We start from the raw sequence: 23166 nt of genomic DNA, 5'->3' as shown, positions 1-23166 counted from the left end.
TGCGAAAGCGTACTCATTCCGTGACTGGCTTGACTACCAGCCGAGTCGCGAAGAGCGTGAGGAAGAGCGTGCCTCGTGGCGTGAAAAGAAGCGTAAATCGCGCCGCCAAAAGCTCGACAACCGGCGCAAAAGTGAAAATGTCCACGGGGGAGTCCCCGAAATGTCCCCCGAGGGGACAAACGAGGGAGTCCCCGAAATGTCCGGTACCATACCCGGCCCGGCCCGACCCGGCCCGTCCTATATAGGTGGTACAACGAGCCAGCCTTCTTACGGTGGTACCGCGCGCGAGGCAGGCGGCGGCGCCGAAGAACACGACCCCCTCGACGCGTTGGCGGCTGCTGCGCAGCGCGCCCGCGACGCCGGCATCTCCGAACGCGCCATCACAGCCGGCACCCGTGAATTCGACCGCCGCCCCCACCCCAAAGGGCCCGGACTCCTCCGCGCCCTCATCGACGACGCCTGGCGCGACGAACAAACGGCCGCACGCACCCTCGCCACCATCGACGCCCGCCGCTCCGCCCGCGACGAATGCGAGCGCTGCAACGACCAAGGGTTCATCGAAACCACCATCGACGGCCACCCCGCCGTCATCCGCTGCAACCACCAACCACCCGCAGACCTCGACCCAGACGACGACACACCACCATGGGAGAAACACGCATGATCACGTTCACTGCCCCCGGTGTGCCGCAAGTGCAAGGCAACCACCGCGTCTCAAAGCATGGCTACACCTACGACGCCAACAAGAACCTCGCCGGCTGGCGCCGCACCGTCGCACTCTGCGCCCAACAAGCCATGACCGCCGCAAACGCCGAACTCATCACAGGCCCCGTCCACCTCGACCTCGAGTTCGTCATGCCCCGAACCAAAGCCATGCGCACCGACCCGCCCCCGCCAATGATCCAACGCCCAGACAGCAGCAAACTCCAGCGAGCCATCGAAGACGCCCTCGCTGGCATCGCCTACCGAGACGACTCCCAGATCACCGACCTCACCGTCCACAAACGCCGCGCCAACCTCGGCGAACAACCACACGCCAAAATCCGCGTCACACCCGCACCGAAAGGACAACCACACCAGTGACCCCCGAAGACCAGGACACCGCAACCCGCCTCGCCCAAACCGCCGCCGACCTCGCCCGCGCCCTGGTCCTCCTCAACACCATGAAAAACACCAGAGGCGGAAACCGCACCAGCCGCATCATGCGCGCCACCCCAGGCCCAGCCCTACCCGGCAACCCCCGCGCCATCCTCCTCTCCATCGAACTCGACGGCTTCCTCCACGAAATCTGCCGCGACCTCCGCGACACCATCGCCCCCGGACACATCCTCCCAACCGACGGCCGCCGCCTCGCCACCTGGATCGCCAACACCGCCGCCCCCATCACCCCCACCATCGACTGGGCCAACGACCTCACCGAAGCCCTCAACGACTACGCCGCCCGCGTCCGCCGCACCATCGGCTACGACCAAACCACCCCACCACCCGAACCACGCCAATACGCATCAGCCATCTGCCAACGCCTCCACCAAGACGGCATCACAGCCAACCCCGACCTGCTCACACTCTGGGCCCACCGCTCGGGCGGAACCATCACCACCAGCAAGAAAGGCGGCAAAAACACCTACCTGTACTCCGAAGTCCACGCCTGGGCCACCCGCAACCATTCACCCAAACAGGTGCAACCCCCACACAACTGAAAGACCATTTGCTAACCTCGACGCGACGACACCGCACGCCCACAAACGGCTGCGGTGTTACTCATTCACGGAGGACCACACGTGACCACCGACCTCTGGCGCACCGGCGAAGCCGCACAAATGCGCAAACGCTACCGCCAACACTGCGAAGAACACCACGCCCCCTGCTGGCTCTGCGGCCAACCAATCGACTACCAAGCCGCCGCACTCCACCCCAACGCCTTCGAGGTCGACCACTACCTCCCACGCCGCGACTACCCCGACCTCGCCCTCGAAGAATCGAACTTCAGGCCCGCGCACTCCTCGTGCAACCGGTCACGCGGCGCGCGGGACGACGTCCTCCAGATCGGGCCAACCACCATCAACTGGTGACCAGGGGGGAGGGGGCCTCGAAATCACGAAACGAAAACGCCGCCAAAACTGAGGGGGGCGGGGAGGCAATCTCTCCCCGCGCGCGGCGAAGCCCCCATCGCGCGCGTGTGCGCGTGCGCGCGCGAGGCCCCACCGACCGAGAGGAGACCCCGCATGGACACCACACTCCGAAGCTCGGTGCTCGCCAGTGTCGAAGCTGCCGGCGACGCCATCGGCGAGAAAGACCGTGGGGCCGTCGACCTGGCGCTGAAGTACGCCGACGCCATCGACGCCGCCGCCGAGGTCGGGGGCCAAGCACTCACGAAAGCCCTGTACCTCGGACCGCACCTGCTCAAAGCACTCGTCGAGCTGGGGCTAACACCCGTGAAGCTGCCGGCCGCGCAGGAGGCGGAGGAGACAACGCCGAAGCAGGCAGTCACCGACGAGCTGTCGGCGCTGCGGAGCCGCCACCGTGGCGGCGCGTAAAGGAAACGCCGAGCCCCGCATCTTCACCCCGCCCCTTCGCGAGCTGACACCGGAAACCTCCCTCGGTTTCGAGGCAATCGACTTCGCTGAGAACATCCTTGGGCTGACACTTCGCCCGTGGCAGAAGTTCGCGCTGATCCACGGTCTCGAGCTGGACATGCGCACCGTGCCCGGCTCGGACGTGTTCGACCCGGACACCCCGCCGCAACGCCTGTACGACTACCGCTTCCGCCAAGTCGTGGTGCTCGTGGCGCGTCAGAACGGCAAGACCGTGGTGATGAACCTGCTGGGCTTGTGGCGCCTGTTCGTGGACGGGGCTTCGGAGATCCTCTCCTCGGCGCAGAACCTGTCGAACGCGGAGCGCGCGCTCGGCGATTCGTTCAAGCTGGCGAAGAATACGCCAGTGCTGGTCAAGTACTTGCCGTACCGGATGGAGCGTGGCAATTGGGTTCCCTATATGCGCATGGTCAACGGCGGCAAGCAGATCGAGCTCGCGAGCGTGCCGCCAGGTTTAGAGGGGGTGCTCGATATTTCGGGCGCGATGCCGGCTTGGTACGTGGTCGCGGCCGGCGGCGCTGGGCGCTCCTATTCGGCCGACCTCGCAATGCTCGATGAGCTGCGCCAGCACCGCACCTCAGAGATGTGGGACGCGATCGAGCCGACCACGAAGGAACGCCCCCGCAACCAAATCTGGACGTTCTCGAACGCTGGCGACGCTCGCTCGGTAGTGCTGAAGCGTCTTCGCAACCTCGCACTACGTGCGATTGAGGAGAACACCACCGACCGCGAGAAGCTCTGCCTCATGGAGTGGTCCGCCGAGCAGGACCGCTCGATCTTCGACCCCGAAGGCTGGTACGAAGCCAACCCTTCGCTGGGGTGGGGCAACGCCACCGAGGAGGACATGGCCGCCCTCGCGCGCGCCGCGCTCGACCCGGAGGACCCAGAGGCGGACGAAGCATCGTTTCGCACCGAGTACCTGTGCCAGTGGGTGCAATCCACAGAACCCGGCAAGTTCACCTCCGCCCAGTGGGAGACTCTGGCCAACCCGCTCGACGGCCTGCCAGAGGGCACGGAAGTGCACGTCGGCATCGACTGCTCGCTCGAGGCCCGCCGCACGCACATCGCTGTCGCCTTCGAGCGCCCGGACGGGCTCTGGCATGTCGAGGTGATCGCCTCGCGCGCCGGGTTCGCATGGGTGCCGGACTGGCTCAACGAACGCCGCGGCGGATGGTTCACCGGCGAGGTGGGGCTGCAATCCACCGGCAACGCACCCGCAACGGTGCTCGTGCCGCTCCTCGCGGAGGCCGGCATCGACGTTGCCGAGTGGCGCGGCGCCGCAATGACCGGCTCCGTCCTCGCATACACCTCCGCCATCCGTGACGGCCTTATCCGCCACCCGGGCCGCGCGCCCGGTGTGGACGAGCCGACCCTACTGGAATCCTCCGCGCTCGGCGTGCGCGACCGGAAGCTCAGCGACGTCGCCTTGTGGGACCGCGAACGCTCCACGGGTGACGCCGCACCGTTCATCGCCACGAATATCGCGTGGTGGATGGGCCACCGGGTGGAAGACACGTTCGTTTCCGCCTACGCAGGCGACGACTGGGACACCGATTCGGACGGTGCATCCGACGGTGACTACGACGACCTGGACGATGACGGCCTGCTCATCGTCTAACCACAACACCCTGAAGGGAGGGCGCCTGCATGGGCATTCTCGAACGCCTCGGGCTGCGCAAGTCTGCGCTTGACGCGCCCGCCGACGCCAACTACGACACCCACCTCGACTTCCTCGAACTCGCCTCGGCGGTGCCGGAGATGAGTGTCGAGCAGCTGTGGCACGAACAGCCGCACCTGCGCACGGTCACTAGCTTCATCGCCCGCATGGTCGCGACCGTGTCCATGCACGTGTACGAGCGGATGGATGACGGCGGGCGCGCGCGGGTGCGCGGTACTTACCTCGCCGAGCTGATGCGCAAGCCCAACGAGTTCGAGACGGCCTACCGGTTCTTCTACGACTCGGTGATGGACTTCTGCCTCTACGACGAGTTCGTGTGGTTCCTGGACGATAACCCTGCCCGCGACACCCGGTTCCACCTGTACCGCATTCCGCCGCAGTGGATCGTGCACACCAAGTGGGATGACCCCTGGCACCTGACGCACGTGGGCGTGAACTTTCCGACCCGCGAGCCGATCGTGTGGTTGCCGGGGGAGCGGGTGATCCGGTCGCACGGTTACTCGCCGTCGTCGGTGCGGGTGGGAGATTCGCCGATTAACGCGCTGCGCGGTGTGCTCAAGGAGCAGATCGAGGCGGCCGCCTACCGGCAGCAGCTGTGGCACAACGGCCCCCGCCTGGGTGGTGTGATCACCCGCCCGCAGGACGCGAAGTGGGACGACATCGCTCGCCGCAGGTTCAAACAATCCTGGCGCGCCACCTACGCCGGCTCCGGCTCCGGCGCGGGCGGGGTTCCCGTCCTCGAAGACGGAATGCAGTTCCAGCAGTTCCACCTCAAGGCCCAGGACGAGCAGGTCGTGGAAATGACCAAGCTGTCCCTGTCCACGGTGGCGCAGGTGTACCACATCAACCCGACGATGGTCGGCCTGCTCGATAACGCGAACTACTCCAACGTGCGCGAGTTCCGCATGTCGCTCTACGGTGACAGCCTCGGCCCGATGATGAAGCAGATTGAGGAGCTCATCAACCACGTGCTTCTGCCGCGCCTCGCCGCCCTCGACCACACGCTCGACCCCGCGCAGGTGTACGCCGAGTTCAACATCGAGGAGCGCCTGCGCGGCCGCTTCGAGGAACAAGCTGCTGTCACCTCGACCGCCGTCGGCGGGCCGTGGATGACCCGCAACGAAGCCCGCGTGATGAACAACCTGCCGAAGGTCGACGGCGGCGACGAGCTCATCGTCCCGCTGAACGTGTCCACCGGCGAGGACGCCAGCTTCACCCCACCCGCTGACGCCGACGAGGAGGCCCCAGCATGATCCACTTCGTTTCCTACGGCATCACCAACGGTGCCCCACCCCCGCACGACCTGCTGATTGACTGCCTCGACCTGCCCGACCCCTCGCCGGTCGTGCATGACCTGCCCGGGTTCACTGCCACCACGGCGGAAGTGATCATGGGCATGAACGACCTGGTCGACTCGTGGCTGCAGCTCGCCGCGAACCTCATCTACACGCGTGCGAAGATCACCCCCTCGTTCACCGTGGCGTTCGCCTGCTCTGCAGGTGTGCATCGCTCGCCGTTCGCCGCCGAGCACGTCGCCGCGATGATGCGCCGCGCCGGCCTCGAAGTCGCCGTGGTGCACCGAGATCTGGAGGTGACGCCATGACCGTGCACGTTGTTGTGGGCGCGCCCTGCTCTGGCAAGTCCTCGTTCGTGGATGCTGCCGCCGCGCCGGGTGTGCCGCGCTTCGACTTCGACCGCGTCGCCCAGGTCGTCGCCGGCACGGACTCCCTTGGGGTGGCCGCCGGCGCGACCGAGGCGGTGCTCGCCATGCGTCGCGGGTTCATGGGGTGGCTGCTCGACCCCGAATCCGAACCGGGGGAGGTGTGGCTGATCAACGCCCACCCCTCGCCGGCCACTATCGAGCGCCTGCAAGGCGTCGGCGCGGTGTTTCACGTGTGCGACCCCGGTCTCGAGGAGTGCCTCGCCCGCGCGGTGCGCGAAGGCCGCCCGGACGGCACCGAGGAGCGCATTCGCGCCTGGTACGACAATCCGCCGGACATTCCCGGCCACACCATGAAAGGAGGGCCTGTGCGCCTGAAGAATTTCACAGCCGACATCACCGTCAAAGCACCCGCCCCCGACACCGCCGAAGCCACCGCTGCGGTAGCCGACGGCACCACCCCGCAGGGGCGAATCGAGGCGTATGCCTCCGTCTTCGACACCGTCGACTCCTACGGCGACGTCGTGCGCCGCGGCGCGTTCACCGACACCCTCGCTGACTGGGCCGCACGGGAGAAGACGATCCCGCTGCTCTACGGCCACGACTTCAACGACCCGTTCAAGAACATTGGCGGCGTCATCGAAGCGGTCGAGGACGACCGCGGCTTGAAGATCACCGCCGACCTCGACATGGACAACCCCACAGCGGTGCAGGTGTTCAACCTCATCCAGAAGGGCCGACTGTCCGAAATGAGCTTCGCCTTCCGCTACGTCGACGCCGGCATGGCCACCGAAGACGGCGAAGACATCTACGAGGTCCGCAAGGTCGACCTCTACGAAGTGTCCGTCGTGCCCGTCGGCGCGAACCGCGACACCGAGATCCTGTCCGCCAAGTCCGCGCGCGAACTTTTGACCGCTGTGAAGCAGGCCAACCTGGATGCCGCGACCGAAGCGGTCGTCGTCGGTGCGCTCACCCGAGCCGCCGGCGACACCGACACGGAGGCGGCAGCGCCCCCCAACCCGCCAGCAGATGGCGACAACACCAACCACGACGCGCTCGCGCTCCACGCACGGGCGCGTCTCGCACTCATGGAAAGGATTAGCTCCTAATGACTACGTCTCTTATCGAGCGCCGTTCCGCCCTGCTGGCGGAGGCGCGCAACCTGATCCCCGCCGACGGCGAGAAGATGACCCCGGAGGTCTACGAGAAGACCACCGCCCTCATGGACGAGTACGACAAGGTCGACTTCGAAATCAAGGAGGCCGCCAAGGCCGGCAACCTCATTGACCGCGTCAAGGGCGCGTCCATCGAGGACCGCCCGGCGGACACCCCTGCAGACCGTGCCGCAGCGACGCTCGGCGATCACTTCGTCAAGCACGCAGGTGACCTGCTCACCCGCCAGGCTGGCGGCGCGCAGCTGCAGACCGCCACCCCGGACTACGAAACCCGCGCGGCGGACGACCCGTTCCGCACCCCGCTGGCAACCGACTCCGAAGCGGGCGACTTCGCTCCGTGGGTGACCGAGTTTCGCCGCAGCATCGTCAACGCCAAGCGCGACAAGCTGGTCATCGCTGACCTGATGGGCTCCGCCCAGGTCGCGCCGCAGACCCAGGCCATCTCCTACCTTGTGGAGAAGACCCCCGGCCTCGCCGAGGGCACACCGGCCACCGTCGCCGAGGGTGCGCGCAAGCCGTACGTGCGCTTTAACCTCTTCGACATCGAGACCGAGCGCATCACCAAGATCGCCGCGCTGACCAAGATCACCGACGAGACCGCGCAGGACCTCACCTTCGTGCGCTCCTGGATCAACAACAAGCTGATCTACGAGCTGTCTCTCGTGGAGGAGGCACAGCTCCTCAACGGCGACGGCGCCGGCGCGAACCTCACCGGCCTGCTCAACCGCGAGGGCCTGCAGCAGTACGACATTGCTGGCGACCTGTTCGACGGCATCTTCATCGCCTCCCAGAAGGTGCCGGAGTTCACCGACCTCCAGGCCGACGCGCTCGTGATGAACACCGCCGACTACGTGCGAGTGCGCCTCGCGAAGGACGCCAACGGCCAGTACCTTGCCGGCGGCCCGTTCGTGGGCCAGTACGGCCAGGGCGGCATCAAGATCAACCCGGAGATGTGGGGTCTGCGCACCGTGGACACCCCGGCCATCGAGCGCGGCACCTACGTCCTCGGCGCATTTCGCCAGGGCGCGACCGTGCTGCGCAAGAGCGGCCTGCGCGTCGACTCCACCAACACCAACGTGGACGACTTCGAGAAGAACCTCATCACCCTGCGCGGCGAGGAGCGCTTGGGCCTGATGGTCGAGCGCCCCGCCGCGTTCGTCACCGGCTCTCTCGCAGGTGCTGAGATTCCGGGCGTGCCGGCAGTCGCTGCCGGCACTGGCCAGTAAGGGGAGGTGCGCTCATGGCAACGCTCAAGCCGTACCGGGTGACCATCGGGCGCCGCGAAACGATCCTCCGCCTGTCGGAGGAGACCGCCGCGCGCGCCTACCCTGACGCAGTCGAGCTGAAGATCGGGCCGGAGCCGGTCACGCCGGAAACGCCGAAGGCGACTCCGCGCACCCGCAAGACCGCAGCGAAATAGGAGGTGAACCGTGACCGAACCAACCACGAAGCCGGATCACGGTCTCACCCCCGATTCGTTCCCGGGCGCCACACTCACCCAGGAAGCAATCGACGCCGCAGTCGAAGCAATCCGCCGGCTCGCTGCCTGGCACGTGTGGCCCGAACGCGACGAGACACTCACCTTCGACGCGCCCGGCGACCCCCTTGTGCTCGTACCGACCAAACGGCTCGTCGCCGTGAAATCAGTCAAGGTCGACGGGAAAACCGTCAAGATCGGCCCGCATGACTGGTCACCGGACGGCACCTTGTGGATCGACGGGCTACGCCCGCACCCCAAGGGCCGGCCACGGCGCATCGAAGCAGAAGTGCGGCACGGCTACACAGGACCCGGCGACGTCATCGCACTTGTGCGGTCGATGGCCGGACGCGCCGCAGCACCCGGCCAGTCCTACACCGTCGGCCGCATCAACGTCGGCGCGCCGGGGGCGATCACCCCGCAGTCGACGGAGTGGCGCATCGTGGACCAGATCAGATTGGGGCCGATCCCGTGACCGAGCCTCAGATCATCTTCAACCAGGACCTCGAGATCGCGGTGCCGGCCCGCATCGAGTCCCCTTACGCATCCGAGCCGGTCTTTGACTACGACAACCCCGTCTGGCACGAGGTCGCCTTCATGGTGTCCGTCCAGCCGGAAACCTCGAGCGAAGACGACCTCGAACGGCCCGTCACCGTGTCGCGGCTGGTGCTCATCACCCCGCCGGGCACTGACCTGCCGGAGATGACTGCCGAGTCCAAGGTGCGCGTCGGCGGGGTGATGGTGTGCGACGTTGTCGGCGCGCCTGCGCGCTGGCCTGACCCCTGGAACAAGGGGAAGGTGCACCACCTCGAAGCCACCTTGGAGGTGGTCGATGGGTAAGCAATCCGGCGACATGTGGCGCGCGATCAACGAGTCCGTCCTGAAATCCGGCGCGCTCGAAAAAGCGGCGCGCGACCTGGCCGCCGACGCGACCCGCATCTCGCGGCAGAACGGCGGCAAGGCGAACTACTCCGTGCGCTCCGGTATCCGTCCTGGTGGCCGCGCCTACGTGGACGTGGTCTCCGACAACGAGGCGGAAGAGCGCGGGTCGGAGCAGGTGCCGCGGATTAACGCTCTGCGCCGCGCGGCGAGGGGACGGTGACGCATGGATGTAATCGCAGCGCTCACCCGTCACATCGCCCAGGTCGACGGCGTCAAGGCCGTCTACGAAGAAGTGCCGCACAACGCGATCCCGAACATGCTTCCCCTGGTCCATCTCGAATCGGCTGGCCCGGCGAGGCGCGCGCCTGCGCTGCAAGGTCTTGGCGTGGACCAGGTCGGGGTCGACGTGAACCTGGTTGTCCCGGAGAGCATGTGGCGCTCCGGGGCGGCTGCGGAGCTCGCCCAGCGACTCCGGCTTCACCTGTACGAATTCCGCGCGGGCCACATGCGCGCGGTCGAAGTTTCCAGGCCCGAAAAGTGGCCGGACCGTAACCCGAAATCTCGCCGGCTCGGCATGACCATCGAAGTCATGATTCCGGCTCACCCATAGAAAGGATTCCGTCATGGCGGATCAGTACAAGGTCGACCTGACCGACCCGAACTTCAACTCGCAGCTGGTGACGATGGGCGTTACCGGCTCTATCCACTACGCGCCGCACGGCACCCCGGCACCGAAGGGGATGGAGGAGTACCCGGCCCCGTGGGTAAACATGGGCTGGCTGTCCGAGGAGGGCATTAGCGAGGCGATCTCCCGCGAGTCCAACAGCTTCACCCCGTGGCAGACCAACTCGCCGGTTCGCGACGCCGCATCCTCCGAGGAGTTCACCTTCAACGGCACGCTGTGGACCATCGGCGGTCTGGCGACCGCGATGCGCTACGGCATCCACGAGGACGACATGGAGTTTGTCTCCGACGGCGAGTACGTCGAGTTCATCCAAGGCAAGGAGCTGCCGGAAGAGTTCCGCTTCGCCCTGGCCTTCGACATCATCGACGGCAGCAAGCACCGCCGCTTCGTCCTGCCGAACGCCTCGGTGAGCGACCCCGGCGATGTCACCTACAACAAGGACGGCCTGGTTGGTTACCCCATGACCTGGCGCGCGAACTTCGACCAGGAGGCCGGTTACTCGGTGCTGCGCCGCTTCAAGGAGGGCTGGCGCCCGGGCCAGGCCGGCGTCGACAAGTCGCTGGAGGCGGCGAAGGTGCGCGACCTTGGTGACTGGTCGGACGCGTCGCTGTCTGCCGCCGGCACCGGTGACACTGGTGCTTCCGGCGGCTCTACCCGCACGGGTGGCAACACTGGCGGCACCGCTGGCGTCGACCAGTAGGTAACGCCGGGGCCCAGGGAGTTTAAGGGGTTCGCCCTGGGCCCCTCTTATCGAACCCCTTTCCGTAACCCCAACTCCGAAAGGAACCCCCAATGACTTCCAAAAATACTAAGCCCGCGAAGAATCTGCGTGACCTTCCCAGCTTCGATGATTTCATCGCGCAGCGCGCGGACGCGGTCGGCGCAGATGGCGGCACCGTCCAGATCGAAGGCTTCGGCAAGACGTGGAACCTCAATGTTCCAGCTCTGCAGTCCGCTGACTGGAATGACCGATTCCAGGAGCTCACCGACGACGTGCGCGAGGAGGTTATCTCGCCCCAAGACTTCCGTCATGAGTTCGGAGAGCTCCTGCTTGGCGAGCAGAAGGACGATTTCTTCGAGGCGGCAGACAAGGCCGGCATCGACCCGTTAGTGTTGCTGCGTTGGGCGCTTGAGAACATGGCTGAGGCTGTGGCGGAAAACCCTTTCCCCCAGAGCTCGCGCTCTACCCGACCGCGTGCGAAGCGGCGTTAAGCGCCCACTACGGCGGCGACCCCGTCGCCCAATGGCACCGCGGCGAGATTTCATCGCGGCGCCTCCAAGCCCTCATTGATTGGCTGCCTGAGGGTACGGCCCTAGATAAGGCACGCGAGCAGGTGCCGGCAACACGTACTTGGACGATGCGGGACTGGATGCTGTGGTCCATCTACGGTGAGCTGATCCGCGCAAATGGCTACTACCGGGCGGAGCTCGGCATTAAACCGAATCGAGATCGGTTCAAGTGGCCGGCCAGCCCCTTCGAAGCACCCGAGGACGACAAGACCCGGCTCGGAAACGTCGCGTCCGAAGACCAGGCCGCAGCCGTCGACTACCTGCTCGCGCTCTCACCCCCACCTGCGACCTAGAAACGGAGGTCTCCTCATGGCAATCGGAAGTTCCGGCGATGCAGTCTTCGTCCCGATCATCCCCAGCTTCGATAAGTTCTTCGCGGAGACCCAGAAGGCCTCGGCGCAGGCGGGTAAGTCCGCGGGCGAGAAGTTCGCCCAGGAGATGGAGCGCTCCACCGCCAAGGCGCAGAAGGCTGTCGATTCTGCAGCCAAGGCGCAGGAGCGCGCCCACAACCGGGCCGCTGACGCCGCCGACAAGACCCGTATCGCGCAGCTGAAGCTCAACGAGACCCTGGAGAAGGGCACGGCGACGCAGTCGCAGATCGCGAGCGCTACCGCGGCCTACGAGAAGGCGCAGCGCGACGAGGCCGCAGCCGTCAAGGCCTCCGAGCAGGCCACCCGCAACTACGAGCAGGCCCAAGACAACCTGGCGAAGGTCACCCGCGAAGCGCAGAACGCCACCGAGGCGGGCGCTGACGCGGTCCGTGACTTCGGCGACGCCACAGAAGCGGCGGACGGCAAGAGCCGTGGGCTCGAGCTGTCCATGACGCAGGTCGCTGCCGCCGCTGCGGCGGGTGCGGCGGCCGTCGGTGCCGCGGGTAAGGCCCTGTACGACATCGGCGCCGAGTTCGATGATGCCTACGACACCATCCGTATCGGCACGGGTGCCAGCGGTGAGGCGTTCGCTGAGCTGCAGGAGTCCATGCGCAACGTCGCCCGCGATTCAATCGGTGTCGGCTCCGACCTGGGAGAAATCGGCACCACCCTGGCCGACCTGAATACCCGCCTCGGCGTGACGGGCGAGCCGCTAGAGAAGCTCACGACCCAGTTCCAGCAGCTCAAGGGCATGGGCATGGAGACCGACATCAACGCGGTCACCGGCGCCTTCACCCAGTTCGGCGTCGAGGCCGACGCTATGCCGGACATGATGGACACGCTGTTCCAAATTTCGCAGGCCACCGGCCGCAGCATGGACGACCTGGTCGGCAACCTGTCGAAGAGTGGCCCCGCGCTGCAGCAGTTCGGATTCGGTTTGACCGAGTCCGCCGGCCTGCTCGGTGCCCTCGATAAGGCCGGTCTCGATTCCGAGAAGACCCTCGGCTCCATGACGAAGGCCCTGGGCGAGTTCGCCAAGGAAGGCAAGGATCCGCAGGAGGCACTGTGGGGCACGATCCAGCAGATCGAGGAGCTCCAGCGCGCCGGGAAGAACATGGAAGCCGTTGACCTAGCGAACTCGATCTTCGGCGCTAAGGGCGGTGCCGGGTTCGTCGCCGCCGTCGAAAGTGGGCAGTTCGCTTACGACGACTTCATGGACTCCATCGGCGCGTCTGCCGACACCATCAACGGGCTGGCGGATGAAACCGCTGACTTCGCGGAGCGGTGGGACCAGCTGAAGCTGCAAGCCAAGCTGGCTATCGAGCCGATCGCGACCGCCGTGTTCGACGCAATGGTGCCCGCCCTCGAAACCGCCTGGGACGTTGGCGGCAAGCTGGTGGACCGGTTCAAGGAACTCGGCGCGTGGGTGCAGGACAATGCTTCCTGGCTCGGCCCGCTCGCCGCAGCCATCGGCTCTGCCGCCGCCGCGGTCGCGATGTGGCAGGGCGCCATCATGGGCTGGAAGAAGGCGGTCGACCTCGCCAAGGGCGCGCAGATCGCGTTCACTGCCGTAATGAACGCTAACCCCATCATGCTGATGGTGACCGCCATCGCGGCACTGGTCGGTGGGCTGACGTACTTTTTCACCCAGACGGAGAAGGGGCGCGAGCTTTGGACGAAGTTTACTGACGCGCTGAAGAACGGGTGGCAGACCGCGCAGATCGCCCTCACCGCAGGGTTCGAGACCGTCAAGAGCGCGTTCAAGTCCCTTGGTGATTTCATCCAGGGGGTGTGGCAGAACAGCATCAAGCCGGTGTTCGATTGGTTCGGCAACGCCGCGACGTGGCTGTGGGAGAACGCCCTCACGCCTACGTTCGCCGCTATTCAAACTGGGTTCCAAGGCCTCGGTACTGCGATGCAGTGGGTGTGGGAGAACGTCATCAAGGTCGTGTTCGATGCCCTCGCCGCAGGTGTTACGTGGCTGTGGCAGGACGTGCTCATGCCCACGTTCGGCTTCATCAGCGCCGGCTTCGAGGCAGTGGGTAACGGCTTTCAGTGGGTGTGGGAGTCGGTCATTAAGCCCGCGTGGGATTCTCTCGGCTCCGGCATCCGCTGGGTTGTCGACAACATCATTGATCCGGCATTCGGCGCGGTACGCGCCGGCCTAGACACCCTCAAAGACTGGTTCGACAAGACCGTTTCCGCCATCGGCTCCATCTGGGACCGCATGAAGGAAGTTACGGCCGCACCCATCCGTTTCGTGGTCGGCACCGTGTGGAACAACGGCCTGCTCAAGGCTGTGAACGCGGTGACCGGCTTTATCGGAATGCAGAAGCTGGAGCCGGTGCCGCTCGCATTCGCCCGCGGTGGTGTCATGCCTGGTCCGTCTACTCCTGGACGTGACATTCACCGCTTCTACTCGCGTACGGGCGGTGTACTCGACCTGTCAGGGCGCGAGGCAGTCATGCGTCCAGAGTTCACCGACGTAGTTGGTCCTGACTGGGTCGATGCGGTCAACGCCGCCGCTCGCGTGGGTGGGCGTAGGGGAGTCGCGCGTGTCCTCGGCGCGATGCCGCACCAGGCGTTCGCATCGGGTGGCGTCATCGGCTCCATTTCGGGCCTGGTGCGAAAACACTTCCCGATGATGACCATTACCTCGACGCTTCGCCGGGGCGACCCGGGCCACCACGGCACGGGTAACGCTGTCGACTTCTCCAACTCGACGGATACGACGCCGCAAATGCAGGCCGCCGCGAAGTTCTTCCACGACAACTACCGCGCCGGCCTGTACGAGCTGATCCACTCGCCGAGCCCGTACAACGTGAAAAACGGCCGCAACGTCGGCGACGGTTTCGGTCTTTACGGTGCGGGCACTATGCGTGCGCACCGCAACCACGTCCACGTGGCCGCACCGGCACCTTTGGGTGACCCGTCGGTCGCCGTCGAGATGTTGGAGGATGCCGGTTTCGGCGGGTTCTTCCAGCCCCTGCGCGACATCGTCGGAGCAGCGTTCAAGGCGATTTCCGACCCGATGCTCAAGCTCATTCCGGAATTCGCAGGTTACGTGGGCCAGATCCCGCGCGCGGTGGCTACGTGGGGCCGCGACAAGCTCCTGGAGTTCGTCACCGGCAAGGCCGATGATTATTCGCCGGCCGCGGGTGCCGTCGGTTCGGCTGAATCGTGGCGCCCAATGGCGATGGCGGCCATGCGTCGCGTCGGCTTCAACGCCGACGACCCGCGCCAGGTCAACGCCATGCTGAAGCAAATCATGTCCGAATCCGGCGGTAACCCGGGCATTGCCCAGCAGATCGTGGACATCAACGGCACCGGCGAATCCGCCGGCGTCGGCCTCCTGCAGATCATCCCGGGCACGTTCGCCACCTACCGCGACCCGTCGCTGCCGAACAACCGCCGCGACCCGGAGGCGAACATGGTCGCCGCGCTGCGCTACTACAAGGCCCGCTACGGCAACGACCTCACCACCACGTGGGGCCACGGCCACGGTTACGCGCTCGGCGGAGTCCTTCCCGGCTGGTCGCCCGGCCGAGACATTCACGCCTACACCTCGCCCACCGGGCCGCCGCTGATGTTCTCCGGCGGCGAAGCGATCATGGTGCCCGAGTTCACCGCGCAAAACGGTGGACCCGCCGGCATCGCACGGCTCAACCGCGAAGCCCGCGCCGGGCGGACTGCAGTACCGCACCGCGCGGGTGCATTCGCTAATGGTGGCGTTATCGCTACCGGCGACGCCACGGGCGTGCGTGATCTGCGGGCCGCTGCCGGGTCGCTGCAGCTCGCCGCGGAGGAGATCCGCGTATCGTTCCGTGGCGGTGACTTCGGGTATGGTGCGCTCGCTGCTGTCCTGCGTAACGAGGAGTGGGCGCGGGCCATCGTCAACGGTGCGGCGTCGCTGGACAAAATGGCTGATCCGACGTCGCTTGAGGGTATCGCTGGGCGTTCGTTTGCCTCCGAGCTGGCTGACATCGTCGGCAGCTTGGGCATGACGAACACGACCCAGATCACCGGCACGCTCATGGCTGCGGAGAAGAACCTGATCGACGCCCGCGCGGGCCATGCCGAGCGTCTCGCGAAGATCGCCGCGAACGAGAAGGCGTTTGACGAGGCTCGTGCGGCACTCGCGAAGGTGCAGTCCGAGAAGAACGATGACCCCAAGGCCCAGGCAGACGCGGTCGCGAAGGCGACCGAGGACGTCAAAAAGGCAGAGGGTGAACTGCTCGACGCCCGCCGCAAGTCCGCCGCAGCGTTGGACATGACGGTGCACTCGGTGTTCCCGCAGCTGTCCGGCATGGCCGAGAATGCGGCGGCGGCGACGTCGGCGTTCCCACCGCTGTCCGGCGCGTTGTCCGCGGTTGCTGCGGCGACCGGCCCGGCGGGTATGTCCCTCGGTGTCGTCGTCACTGGCGTCAAGTCGATCATCGAGATCGGCAAGACCATGCACGACATTGTGCAGCGCATCGTGTCCGGCGTGAAGCAAGCGAAGGTCGAGGTGTATCAGGGTCTTTCGCAGGCGATGGGGTCTGTTAAGGAACTCAACGCCTTGTATGCGAAGCAGCGTGAGCAGGTCGCCGGCCTGGTCGTGGCGTGGAACAAGGCGATGCTGGACATGCAGTCCGCGTCCCGGAATGTCCGCATCACGCAGATGGACGGGATCATCGCGCAGCTCAAGGGCGCTAAGGACGTTGCCGTCGCGCAGGCGAACCTGAACAAGCACATGAAGGACGGCAGCAAAACGCTGGACGAAAACAGGTCCTCGTGGCGCGGGTTCTACACCGACCTGCAGTACGGCACGAAGGAAGCCGGCAAGAAGGTCGTCGATACCTGGGTCGAGGCCGGCGCGTACGTCGGTGTGACGCAGGAGCAGATTGCCGACTCGATCGCGCAGTCGCAGGAGGAGTACTTCGCCTGGATGCGTGAGCGCGAGGCTCTCGAGATTGAGATCGAGGGCGCTCGTGCGCAGCAGCGGGTACTCGAGCTGCAGGCACAGCAGGCCAACCTGGAGGCGGCGTACAAGTACGCCAGCGCCGTCATGTCGATGGAGTCCGTCACCCGCCAGCTGGAATCCGCTGCGAAGAACCTTGCGATTATGTCCGGTAAGGCCTTCGGCTTCGACCAGGCCGGGGCGATGGTGGGGCAGCGCGTCGCCGACCTGCTCACCGAGAAGGCGCAGATTGAGGCGGAGCAGTCCGCGAATCGCCTCAAGCTTTTCTCGTGGCACGCCTCCGGCGCGAACCGGGCGGCGAACACGAGGAAGTCGCAGATCGACTCCGAGCTGCAGCGTCTGTACGCGATGCCGGAGTGGACCGGCTGGTCTCCGGCGCAGCAGGCGTCCATCGATGCTGTGATGTCACAGGCGAGGCGCCTGGGCGCGCTCGGCGGCTCCGCCAGCATCGACCGTCTGATTAAGACGTCGGCGATTGGTGATCCAGGTCGAGCGATGGCTGATATTCAGCTGCGTACTGAGCTGCAGGGGCTGAAGGATCAGCAGGCTGCGATGAATGAGCAGATGCGCAAAGCTGCGCTCGATGCGGCGTACCAGATCCAATCCGAGCCGCTGGCAATCCAGATCAAGGCAGCGGAGATGGATAAGGCCGTCTTTGATGCTCGCGCCGAGGCGGCTCGCTCCGACTCGGATATCGTGCGCACCGCCCTTGACGATTTGGCGAAGGCGTACGAGAAGAGCGCGGTGGAGATGCGCGGGATCGCGGAGTCCAATCCGCGGGTTATCTCGCTCAACGTCCCGAACGGCAAGACCGCCTTTACGACGGCGGAAATGCAGGAGCTCACCGAGGAGTTCAACCGCCAGGTCTCCGGTTTGGAGATGCGTCTGGAAGGGGTGGAACGTCGCGGGAACGCGAGCGCTGCCGATGTTGCTATGTCACGGAGGTGATGATGAGTGAAACTCAATTACACGATTGATTACAATGGTCCCGGCGAGACGCTGCGGATCGCGTCGGATCCATCCTCCGAGGTCTTTATCGAAGCGGGCACGCTCGCGGGTTTTGTTGGGCAGTTCGAGGACTCTGGCGTGCAGGCTATCGGCGTGCCGGGGCAGGTCGTCAATATCCGGGACCGGGTCACGCAGCCGATGGAGGGCGGCTTCACTTTGGTCGTCTGGGATCCGAAGATCTGGCCGAAGGTACGGGCCGCGTTTTCGTCACGTTACGAAGGTCAGCTGGTGCTCAAGGGTCCCGTACGCGAGCTGTATTTGCCGGTCCGACTCGCCGAATCGCTCCCATCTCCCGATGCTCACCCCGAGAAGGGGTCGCGTATCGAGGTGCGGCTCATCGCCGACGGGGGAGTGTGGCTCGACCCAGTCGTGGACCCCGGCCCCCGCGTCGTGGTGTCAAATGCCGGCGACGTTCCGGTGTGGTTGCGCATCGATTGGGAGGGTGCCGGCGGCAAGGTGACTATGCCGTCTGGCGCGAGCTTTACGCTCCCGCGGGTGACCGGTATGCACACCTTGCTGCTCGACCGTCGCCACGCCGGCGAGGTTTACCTCCCGGACGGCTCGTACTCGAATATGCTGTCGCGCCAGATTGGGGCGTTCGCGGAGATGGTGCCGGTCGGCGGCGAAGCCGAGGTGGTGATCCCAGCTGGCGCGCAGGTCTCGTACTCGCAGGGGGTGTATGACCCGTGGATCTAGCACAGTGGCGGCGCCACATCGACTACGTCGTCGACACGGAGGGGCAATGGGTTGGTCTGCTCGATGAGAACGGCTGGCCGCTGCTCGACTTCCCGGCGGTGGTCAACGTCCAGGCGCCGGAGACGCGCATGGCCGCCTCCTCGGTCGAGGTCACTGCCGACGTGTCTGCCGGTGGTGGGCGCCGGCTCCTCGATGAGCTCGTCGCTGACGGGCTCGGGAAGCAGGAGCCGAACGCTCGGCTGACCCCTGCGGTGGGCGCGGCCCGATTCATCTGCCTGATCCGGCAGGCTGGGGAGCGAATCGTCGCGCGAGTGGTGCACACTGTCGTCTCTGGCGATGCTTCCCCGGTGACTATGGCGGTGCACGGCACAGATCTGACCGAGGGGCTGGCGTGGTGGCCGTGCCCCTCCGCCCCCCAGCATTGGAGAAACGCCCAGTTCTCCGACTGGACCACCGACGCGTCGTACCTGCCGTACAGGAAGACACGGTCTCTGGCGAAGGTGCAATTCGCCACCGATACGCTCGCGACCACGAAACGCGGCACCGCCCGCGACCTGATCCGCGACGTGATCCAGGATGCTTTCGATACCGTCAACGCGGCGCGCGGCTGGTCGAGCGACCCGCACGCCTATGTGGACTATGGGCAGACCGGCCGTGATACGACCCCGGAAGTGCTTATCCGCCTGGATGATTCCTACGTCTGGGACACGGTCGCAGCGACCGCGCTGCAGTCTGGCGTGACGATCCAGGTGGATTTGTGGTGGCCCGGTGACGCTCCCGTCCGGGTGCGCTCCGGCGCACTGCGCGCGTGGCCGCACCCCGTGCAAATCGTGAAAGTGAGGTCTTCATCATGACCAAGGTCCCGATGGTCGCCGATGGTGGTGAGCTGACTACCCTGCGCGAGCTCGCCTCGGACGTCTACGGCCGCGAGCGCGTCGATTGGCCGGAGCAAATGCCGGACGAAGTCAAGCCGAAAATCGAGGACGGATTCGAGTTCGGCTACCTGTACCGGCTCAACCGCGGGGTGGGCCGGATGGGCCGCAGGTGGGTGCGTGCGGACGCGTCGATCCTCGCGGCCGACTTCGAGGACGGCCGATCGACCCCCATCCCTGACTCCGGGTTCTCCGACTTCGAGGCCGTCTTGGACGAAGCCTCGGCGCGTGTCTCCGGCGAGGCGCTCTTCCAGAAGGAAATCACCCGCTCCGGCCTCGGCCCGCTGGTGCCGTTTCGCGATTTCAACGTCGGCGACGTGTGGCCGGTGTTGGTCTGGGACTTACTCGTTCTGGATGTGGTGGTGTCGCGTATCGAGGCGACCTCGGAGGTCGGTGCAGCTACCGACTGGCGCGTCCTCATGGGTAACGAGCTGGTCTCGGACTACGCCGCGCAGCAACGGGCCAACGAGTCGGCGGCGCGCGCGGTGGAGCAGTCGCGCCGCCAGGCTCGCTCCGAAGCTCGCCGCCAGGCGGAGGCAGTGCGTTCGTATGCGGATTCCGCTGTGGCTGTGGAGCGTGCGGAGCGTCGTGATGATGTGGATTCGGTGCGTGTGGTGTTGGGTGGGGCGCGGGCGTCGGAGGAGTCGTTGGTGTCGCAGTTGGCTGCGGTGCAGGCGCAGATCACGGGCATGGTGGACGATGGTGAGCCCCCACCGGCACCGGGGTTGCTGAACTCGTATCTGTGGTTGAACACCAAGCTGTGGGAGCAGCAGCAGGACATTAACCGCCTGAACCGGGAGTTTCAGGCGGAGGTGCAGGCGCGGCAGCGTGAGCAGGCAGTGCTGGACGCGAGGCAAGACGCGCAGGCGCAGCAGATTGCTTTGGCGGTGCCGCGGGTCGCGTCGATTAAGGAGGGGGAAAATGAGTCGGCGGAGAATGATTTTTTCCGGCTGTCTATCAGTGGGCGGGACCCGAATGTGCGGGACAACTGGGTTTTTCAGGTTCAGTTGAAGCAGGGGTGGGAGGGGTCGATGATCGTGCTTGTGCGTAGTGATGCAATGCCTATGAGGGTGTATCCGTTGACGGTTTCGCGTGATGGTTTTGTGGCGGGTCAGTCTGTGTTGTCGGCGTTTGCGTTTTCGTGGCCTCGGGAGGGGCTGTCGTTGGTGGCTATTGGTGTGGCGAATCCGCCTGTGTAGCTCTGACCGCGTGGTTGTGCTTTGTAGTTTCACCCCTGTGTAGGGGTGTTTTTAATGCCTTGAGGAGGGTGAGAATGGTTCGTGTTTCTGGGCCTTTGCGGGTGGTGACGGATAGGCCGCTTTTGGTGTCGCAGGTGCGGGTGCGTGCTGCCCGTGACCGTGCCGAAAAGGGTGGTCTGACGGCGGCGTTTTCTGACACTGTGACGGTGCAGGACGGGCAGCTCACGATGGAGGTGTTGCCTGGGCCTGCTGTGCTGGATGTGGCTGTGACTGGTGGGCATTCGCATGTGGTGCGGCTGGTGGTGCCGGACATGGCGGCGGCGACGTTGGAGCAGTGTGTGCTGGCGGCGGAGGCGGCGTCGGAGGGTGAGCTGCGGACGTTGGAGCGTCTGGCTGGTGGGGTGGTGGCTGATCGTGATGAGGTGCGCCGGTTGGCGGGGGAGGCTGCGGGGTCTGCGTCTCGGGCTGCGTCGTCGGCTGGTGCCGCGTCTGGGTCTGCTGCTGCGGCGGGGCAGTCGGCCGCGTCGGCTGGGCAGTCTGCTACGGCGGCGTCTGGGTCTGCGTCGGCTGCGTCATCGTCTGCTAGTGCCGCAAAATCGTCGGAGACCAGGGCTGGCCAGTCGGCTACGGCTGCGGGCCAGTCCGCGTCGCAGGCTAGCCAGTCGGCTACCGCTGCGGGCCAGTCCGCCACGAGCGCGTCTGGGTCTGCGACGTCGGCGGGCCAGTCCGCGTCGGCTGCTGCTACCTCGGCGACGAATGCGAAGACCTCGGAGACCAATGCGGGTAAGTCTGCGTCTGCGGCGTCTACGTCCGCGTCTGGTGCGGCCACGTCGGCGACGAATGCGAAGACATCGGAGACGAATGCTGCGGGGTCGGCGCGGTCTGCGGCCACCAGTGAGCAGAACGCGGAAGACCACGCCAGTAAGGCTGCGGGGCATGAGGTGGCCGCGTCCGGCCACGCGGACAGCGCCAAGCAGAGCGCCGACAGGGCTGCGACCATCGCCGGGTCTACCCGCTGGGTCGGCACCCGCCTAGAGGTCAATGGGAAGCTGTCCCCGGATCTGAAGGGTGAGCGGGGCGACCCGGGCCGCGACGGCACGATGACGTTTGAGGATTTGACCCCGGCGCAGCGCGCCTCCCTGAAGGGTGATAAGGGTGATCCGGGGCCGCAGGGGCCGAAGGGTGATCCGGGGCGGCCTGGTGATCCGGCGACGGCTGCGGAGCGGGTACAGACCAAGGACACCCGCAATACGAACGAGACCCCCGGGTGGTACATGTCCACCTACCCGCAGTCCGTGGTGTCGGAGTTTAAGTCCACTGGCCCGGTGGGTATTGACCGGGCGTTGGGCCTGTACGCGATGGTGTACACCGTGACCCCGTGGCGTGACCGCTCTGGTGGCTACCCGTCGCAGACCGCGTACGTGGGGGATAGGGTGCTGCGCAGAGTGGGCACATCCGACACCACATGGAGCGACTGGCTGGATACGACGGCGTGGGAGGGGATCACCGGCAAGCCGGAGCAGTTCCCGCCGGAGTCGCACACGCACCCGTGGTCGGAGGTCACCGGCAAGCCGTCCACGTTCGCCCCGTCTACGCACTCGCACGCATGGTCGGAGATCACGGGCAAGCCCAGCACGTTTGCCCCGTCGTCGCATACGCACACCCTGTCGCAGATCAGCAATGCCCCTAGCTCGCATACCAGCGCGCAGACCGCGAGCACGCTCATGTCCCGAGACAGTGGGGGCAGGGCACGTGTCAACAACCCGGTGAACGCGCTGGACATTGCGAATAAGCAGTACGTGGACGCGGTAGACGCACGCATCGACACCCGCCCGGCGTTCTTCTCCGCGCCGGACGCACCACCAGCGGGGGTGAGGGTCGGGGACTACTGGCTGGACGAAACCACGATGAAGCTACACAAAATCACCGGAATCTAGGGAGGCATGACATGGCAATAAGCACACAGCTCATAGGAAAACTCGGGGGCGGAATGGAGACCGCCACCGTGACCGACCCCGGGTACCGGGAGAGTATCCCCGACGGGTGGAGGAAGGCCGTAGGGGTGTTCACCAGCAGCGGGAAGGTCATGGGGTACGTCCGGGTTTTTAGTAATTTTGTGAATCTGAAGGACTATGCCTACATGAACGGGGGGGGTGCTCACAGCAGGCGAGACCACGGACTTCAGCAACATCACGGGCACGCTCACGTGGTACCGGCTGGAGTGATCCTCGGGGCGGTGGTCTAGATGGCGGTAAGCTCACAGATCATCGCAACCCTCGCCGCCAGCGGGGGGAAAATCTACGCTACGGACGTGTCGAGAACGCAAATCGGCGAGAGGGGGAAGAACTACCTCGTCATCTCCCGAAGCTCGTACTCCGCCGACTACAACCTATCCCTGGTAACCGGCCCGGTGACAGCCAACCAATACGGAGTCACCGTCGCTATCGAGCTGTCCGAGTAGCCCCCCAGGTGGTGGTGGTGTAAATGGCCATCACCACACGACTTATAGGCCACATCGGACTTATACGCGGATACGCAACCACGGATGCAAGGCCCGGC

The 23166-nt window shown here is 65.7% G+C and carries 24 protein-coding genes; all 24 read left to right on the top strand.

Going from position 1 to position 23166, the window contains the following annotated elements; all coding sequences use genetic code 11:
- Nucleotides 1-196 precede the first annotated feature (196 nt).
- The 24 genes from BN4252_RS11280 to BN4252_RS11170 all read left to right on the top strand — a co-directional run bounded on the left by BN4252_RS11280 (nucleotide 197) and on the right by BN4252_RS11170 (nucleotide 23068).
- Nucleotides 197-664, top strand: coding sequence for a hypothetical protein (locus BN4252_RS11280; protein WP_187370927.1), 468 nt, complete (start codon nucleotides 197-199; stop codon nucleotides 662-664).
- Nucleotides 661-1083 carry a RusA family crossover junction endodeoxyribonuclease gene (locus BN4252_RS05420; protein WP_066527210.1) on the top strand — a complete coding sequence of 141 codons (423 nt, stop codon included), beginning with the start codon at nucleotides 661-663 and terminating at the stop codon, nucleotides 1081-1083. The genes BN4252_RS11280 and BN4252_RS05420 overlap by 4 nt, the downstream gene beginning before the upstream one ends.
- Entirely contained in the window at nucleotides 1080-1700 is a 621-nt protein-coding gene (locus tag BN4252_RS05415) for a hypothetical protein (RefSeq protein ID WP_066527204.1), read from the top strand. The genes BN4252_RS05420 and BN4252_RS05415 overlap by 4 nt, the downstream gene beginning before the upstream one ends.
- 81 nt (nucleotides 1701-1781) lie before the next feature.
- Nucleotides 1782-2072 carry an HNH endonuclease gene (locus tag BN4252_RS05410; RefSeq protein WP_230208580.1) on the top strand — a complete coding sequence of 97 codons (291 nt, stop codon included), beginning with the start codon at nucleotides 1782-1784 and terminating at the stop codon, nucleotides 2070-2072.
- A 153-nt stretch (nucleotides 2073-2225) separates the two neighbouring features.
- Nucleotides 2226-2537, top strand: coding sequence for a terminase small subunit (locus BN4252_RS05405; RefSeq protein WP_066527201.1), 312 nt, complete (start codon nucleotides 2226-2228; stop codon nucleotides 2535-2537).
- Nucleotides 2524-4212: a terminase large subunit gene (locus BN4252_RS05400; protein WP_066527198.1), complete on the top strand. Its 1689-nt coding sequence runs from the start codon at nucleotides 2524-2526 to the stop codon at nucleotides 4210-4212. The genes BN4252_RS05405 and BN4252_RS05400 overlap by 14 nt, the downstream gene beginning before the upstream one ends.
- A 29-nt stretch (nucleotides 4213-4241) precedes the next feature.
- Nucleotides 4242-5525: a phage portal protein gene (locus tag BN4252_RS05395; RefSeq protein ID WP_066527194.1), complete on the top strand. Its 1284-nt coding sequence runs from the start codon at nucleotides 4242-4244 to the stop codon at nucleotides 5523-5525.
- The gene (locus BN4252_RS05390; protein ID WP_066527186.1) at nucleotides 5522-5875 is read left to right on the top strand and encodes a RapZ C-terminal domain-containing protein; all 354 of its coding nucleotides are present in this window, start codon (nucleotides 5522-5524) and stop codon (nucleotides 5873-5875) included. The genes BN4252_RS05395 and BN4252_RS05390 overlap by 4 nt, the downstream gene beginning before the upstream one ends.
- On the top strand, nucleotides 5872-7041 hold the full coding sequence (locus BN4252_RS05385) for an HK97 family phage prohead protease (RefSeq protein ID WP_066527180.1): 1170 nt from the start codon (nucleotides 5872-5874) through the stop codon (nucleotides 7039-7041). Before BN4252_RS05390 ends, BN4252_RS05385 begins: the two co-directional genes overlap by 4 nt.
- The gene (locus BN4252_RS05380) at nucleotides 7041-8333 is read left to right on the top strand and encodes a phage major capsid protein (RefSeq protein ID WP_066527178.1); all 1293 of its coding nucleotides are present in this window, start codon (nucleotides 7041-7043) and stop codon (nucleotides 8331-8333) included. Before BN4252_RS05385 ends, BN4252_RS05380 begins: the two co-directional genes overlap by 1 nt.
- 14 nt (nucleotides 8334-8347) lie before the next feature.
- Complete coding sequence (locus tag BN4252_RS05375; RefSeq protein ID WP_066527177.1) at nucleotides 8348-8527, top strand: hypothetical protein; 180 nt, start codon at nucleotides 8348-8350, stop codon at nucleotides 8525-8527.
- 10 nt (nucleotides 8528-8537) lie between these two features.
- Nucleotides 8538-9059, top strand: coding sequence for a hypothetical protein (locus BN4252_RS05370; protein WP_066527174.1), 522 nt, complete (start codon nucleotides 8538-8540; stop codon nucleotides 9057-9059).
- On the top strand, nucleotides 9056-9424 hold the full coding sequence (locus tag BN4252_RS05365) for a hypothetical protein (protein ID WP_066527172.1): 369 nt from the start codon (nucleotides 9056-9058) through the stop codon (nucleotides 9422-9424). Before BN4252_RS05370 ends, BN4252_RS05365 begins: the two co-directional genes overlap by 4 nt.
- Entirely contained in the window at nucleotides 9417-9686 is a 270-nt protein-coding gene (locus BN4252_RS05360) for a hypothetical protein (protein ID WP_066527170.1), read from the top strand. Before BN4252_RS05365 ends, BN4252_RS05360 begins: the two co-directional genes overlap by 8 nt.
- Nucleotides 9687-9689: 3 nt before the next feature.
- A complete protein-coding gene (locus BN4252_RS05355; protein ID WP_066527163.1) occupies nucleotides 9690-10076 on the top strand; it encodes a hypothetical protein in 387 nt (128 codons plus the stop codon).
- Between the two features lie 13 nt (nucleotides 10077-10089).
- Entirely contained in the window at nucleotides 10090-10851 is a 762-nt protein-coding gene (locus tag BN4252_RS05350; protein WP_066527157.1) for a phage tail tube protein, read from the top strand.
- A gap of 92 nt (nucleotides 10852-10943) precedes the next feature.
- Nucleotides 10944-11363, top strand: a complete 420-nt coding sequence (locus tag BN4252_RS05345) for a hypothetical protein (RefSeq protein WP_066527155.1) — start codon at nucleotides 10944-10946, stop codon at nucleotides 11361-11363.
- 122 nt (nucleotides 11364-11485) lie between these two features.
- Nucleotides 11486-11734, top strand: coding sequence for a hypothetical protein (locus BN4252_RS11070; protein ID WP_143341171.1), 249 nt, complete (start codon nucleotides 11486-11488; stop codon nucleotides 11732-11734).
- A gap of 16 nt (nucleotides 11735-11750) precedes the next feature.
- Entirely contained in the window at nucleotides 11751-17720 is a 5970-nt protein-coding gene (locus tag BN4252_RS05340; RefSeq protein WP_066527142.1) for a phage tail tape measure protein, read from the top strand.
- Between the two features lie 6 nt (nucleotides 17721-17726).
- Nucleotides 17727-18476: a hypothetical protein gene (locus tag BN4252_RS05335; protein WP_066527139.1), complete on the top strand. Its 750-nt coding sequence runs from the start codon at nucleotides 17727-17729 to the stop codon at nucleotides 18474-18476.
- A complete protein-coding gene (locus tag BN4252_RS05330; protein WP_066527136.1) occupies nucleotides 18467-19330 on the top strand; it encodes a hypothetical protein in 864 nt (287 codons plus the stop codon). Before BN4252_RS05335 ends, BN4252_RS05330 begins: the two co-directional genes overlap by 10 nt.
- Nucleotides 19327-20607, top strand: a complete 1281-nt coding sequence (locus tag BN4252_RS05325) for a hypothetical protein (protein ID WP_066527131.1) — start codon at nucleotides 19327-19329, stop codon at nucleotides 20605-20607. Before BN4252_RS05330 ends, BN4252_RS05325 begins: the two co-directional genes overlap by 4 nt.
- A 74-nt stretch (nucleotides 20608-20681) precedes the next feature.
- Nucleotides 20682-22544, top strand: coding sequence for a collagen-like triple helix repeat-containing protein (locus tag BN4252_RS11065; RefSeq protein WP_143341170.1), 1863 nt, complete (start codon nucleotides 20682-20684; stop codon nucleotides 22542-22544).
- 374 nt (nucleotides 22545-22918) lie between these two features.
- Nucleotides 22919-23068 (top strand): hypothetical protein, encoded by a 150-nt coding sequence (locus tag BN4252_RS11170; protein WP_154670153.1) that lies wholly within the window; start codon nucleotides 22919-22921, stop codon nucleotides 23066-23068.
- Nucleotides 23069-23166 lie beyond the last annotated feature (98 nt).

Origin of the sequence: Corynebacterium bouchesdurhonense, assembly GCF_900078305.2 — a bacterium.
GTDB classification, from domain to species: domain Bacteria; phylum Actinomycetota; class Actinomycetes; order Mycobacteriales; family Mycobacteriaceae; genus Corynebacterium; species Corynebacterium bouchesdurhonense.
The sequence above is the reverse complement of the archived record's forward strand: the minus strand, read 5'-3'. Positions and strand labels throughout refer to the sequence as shown.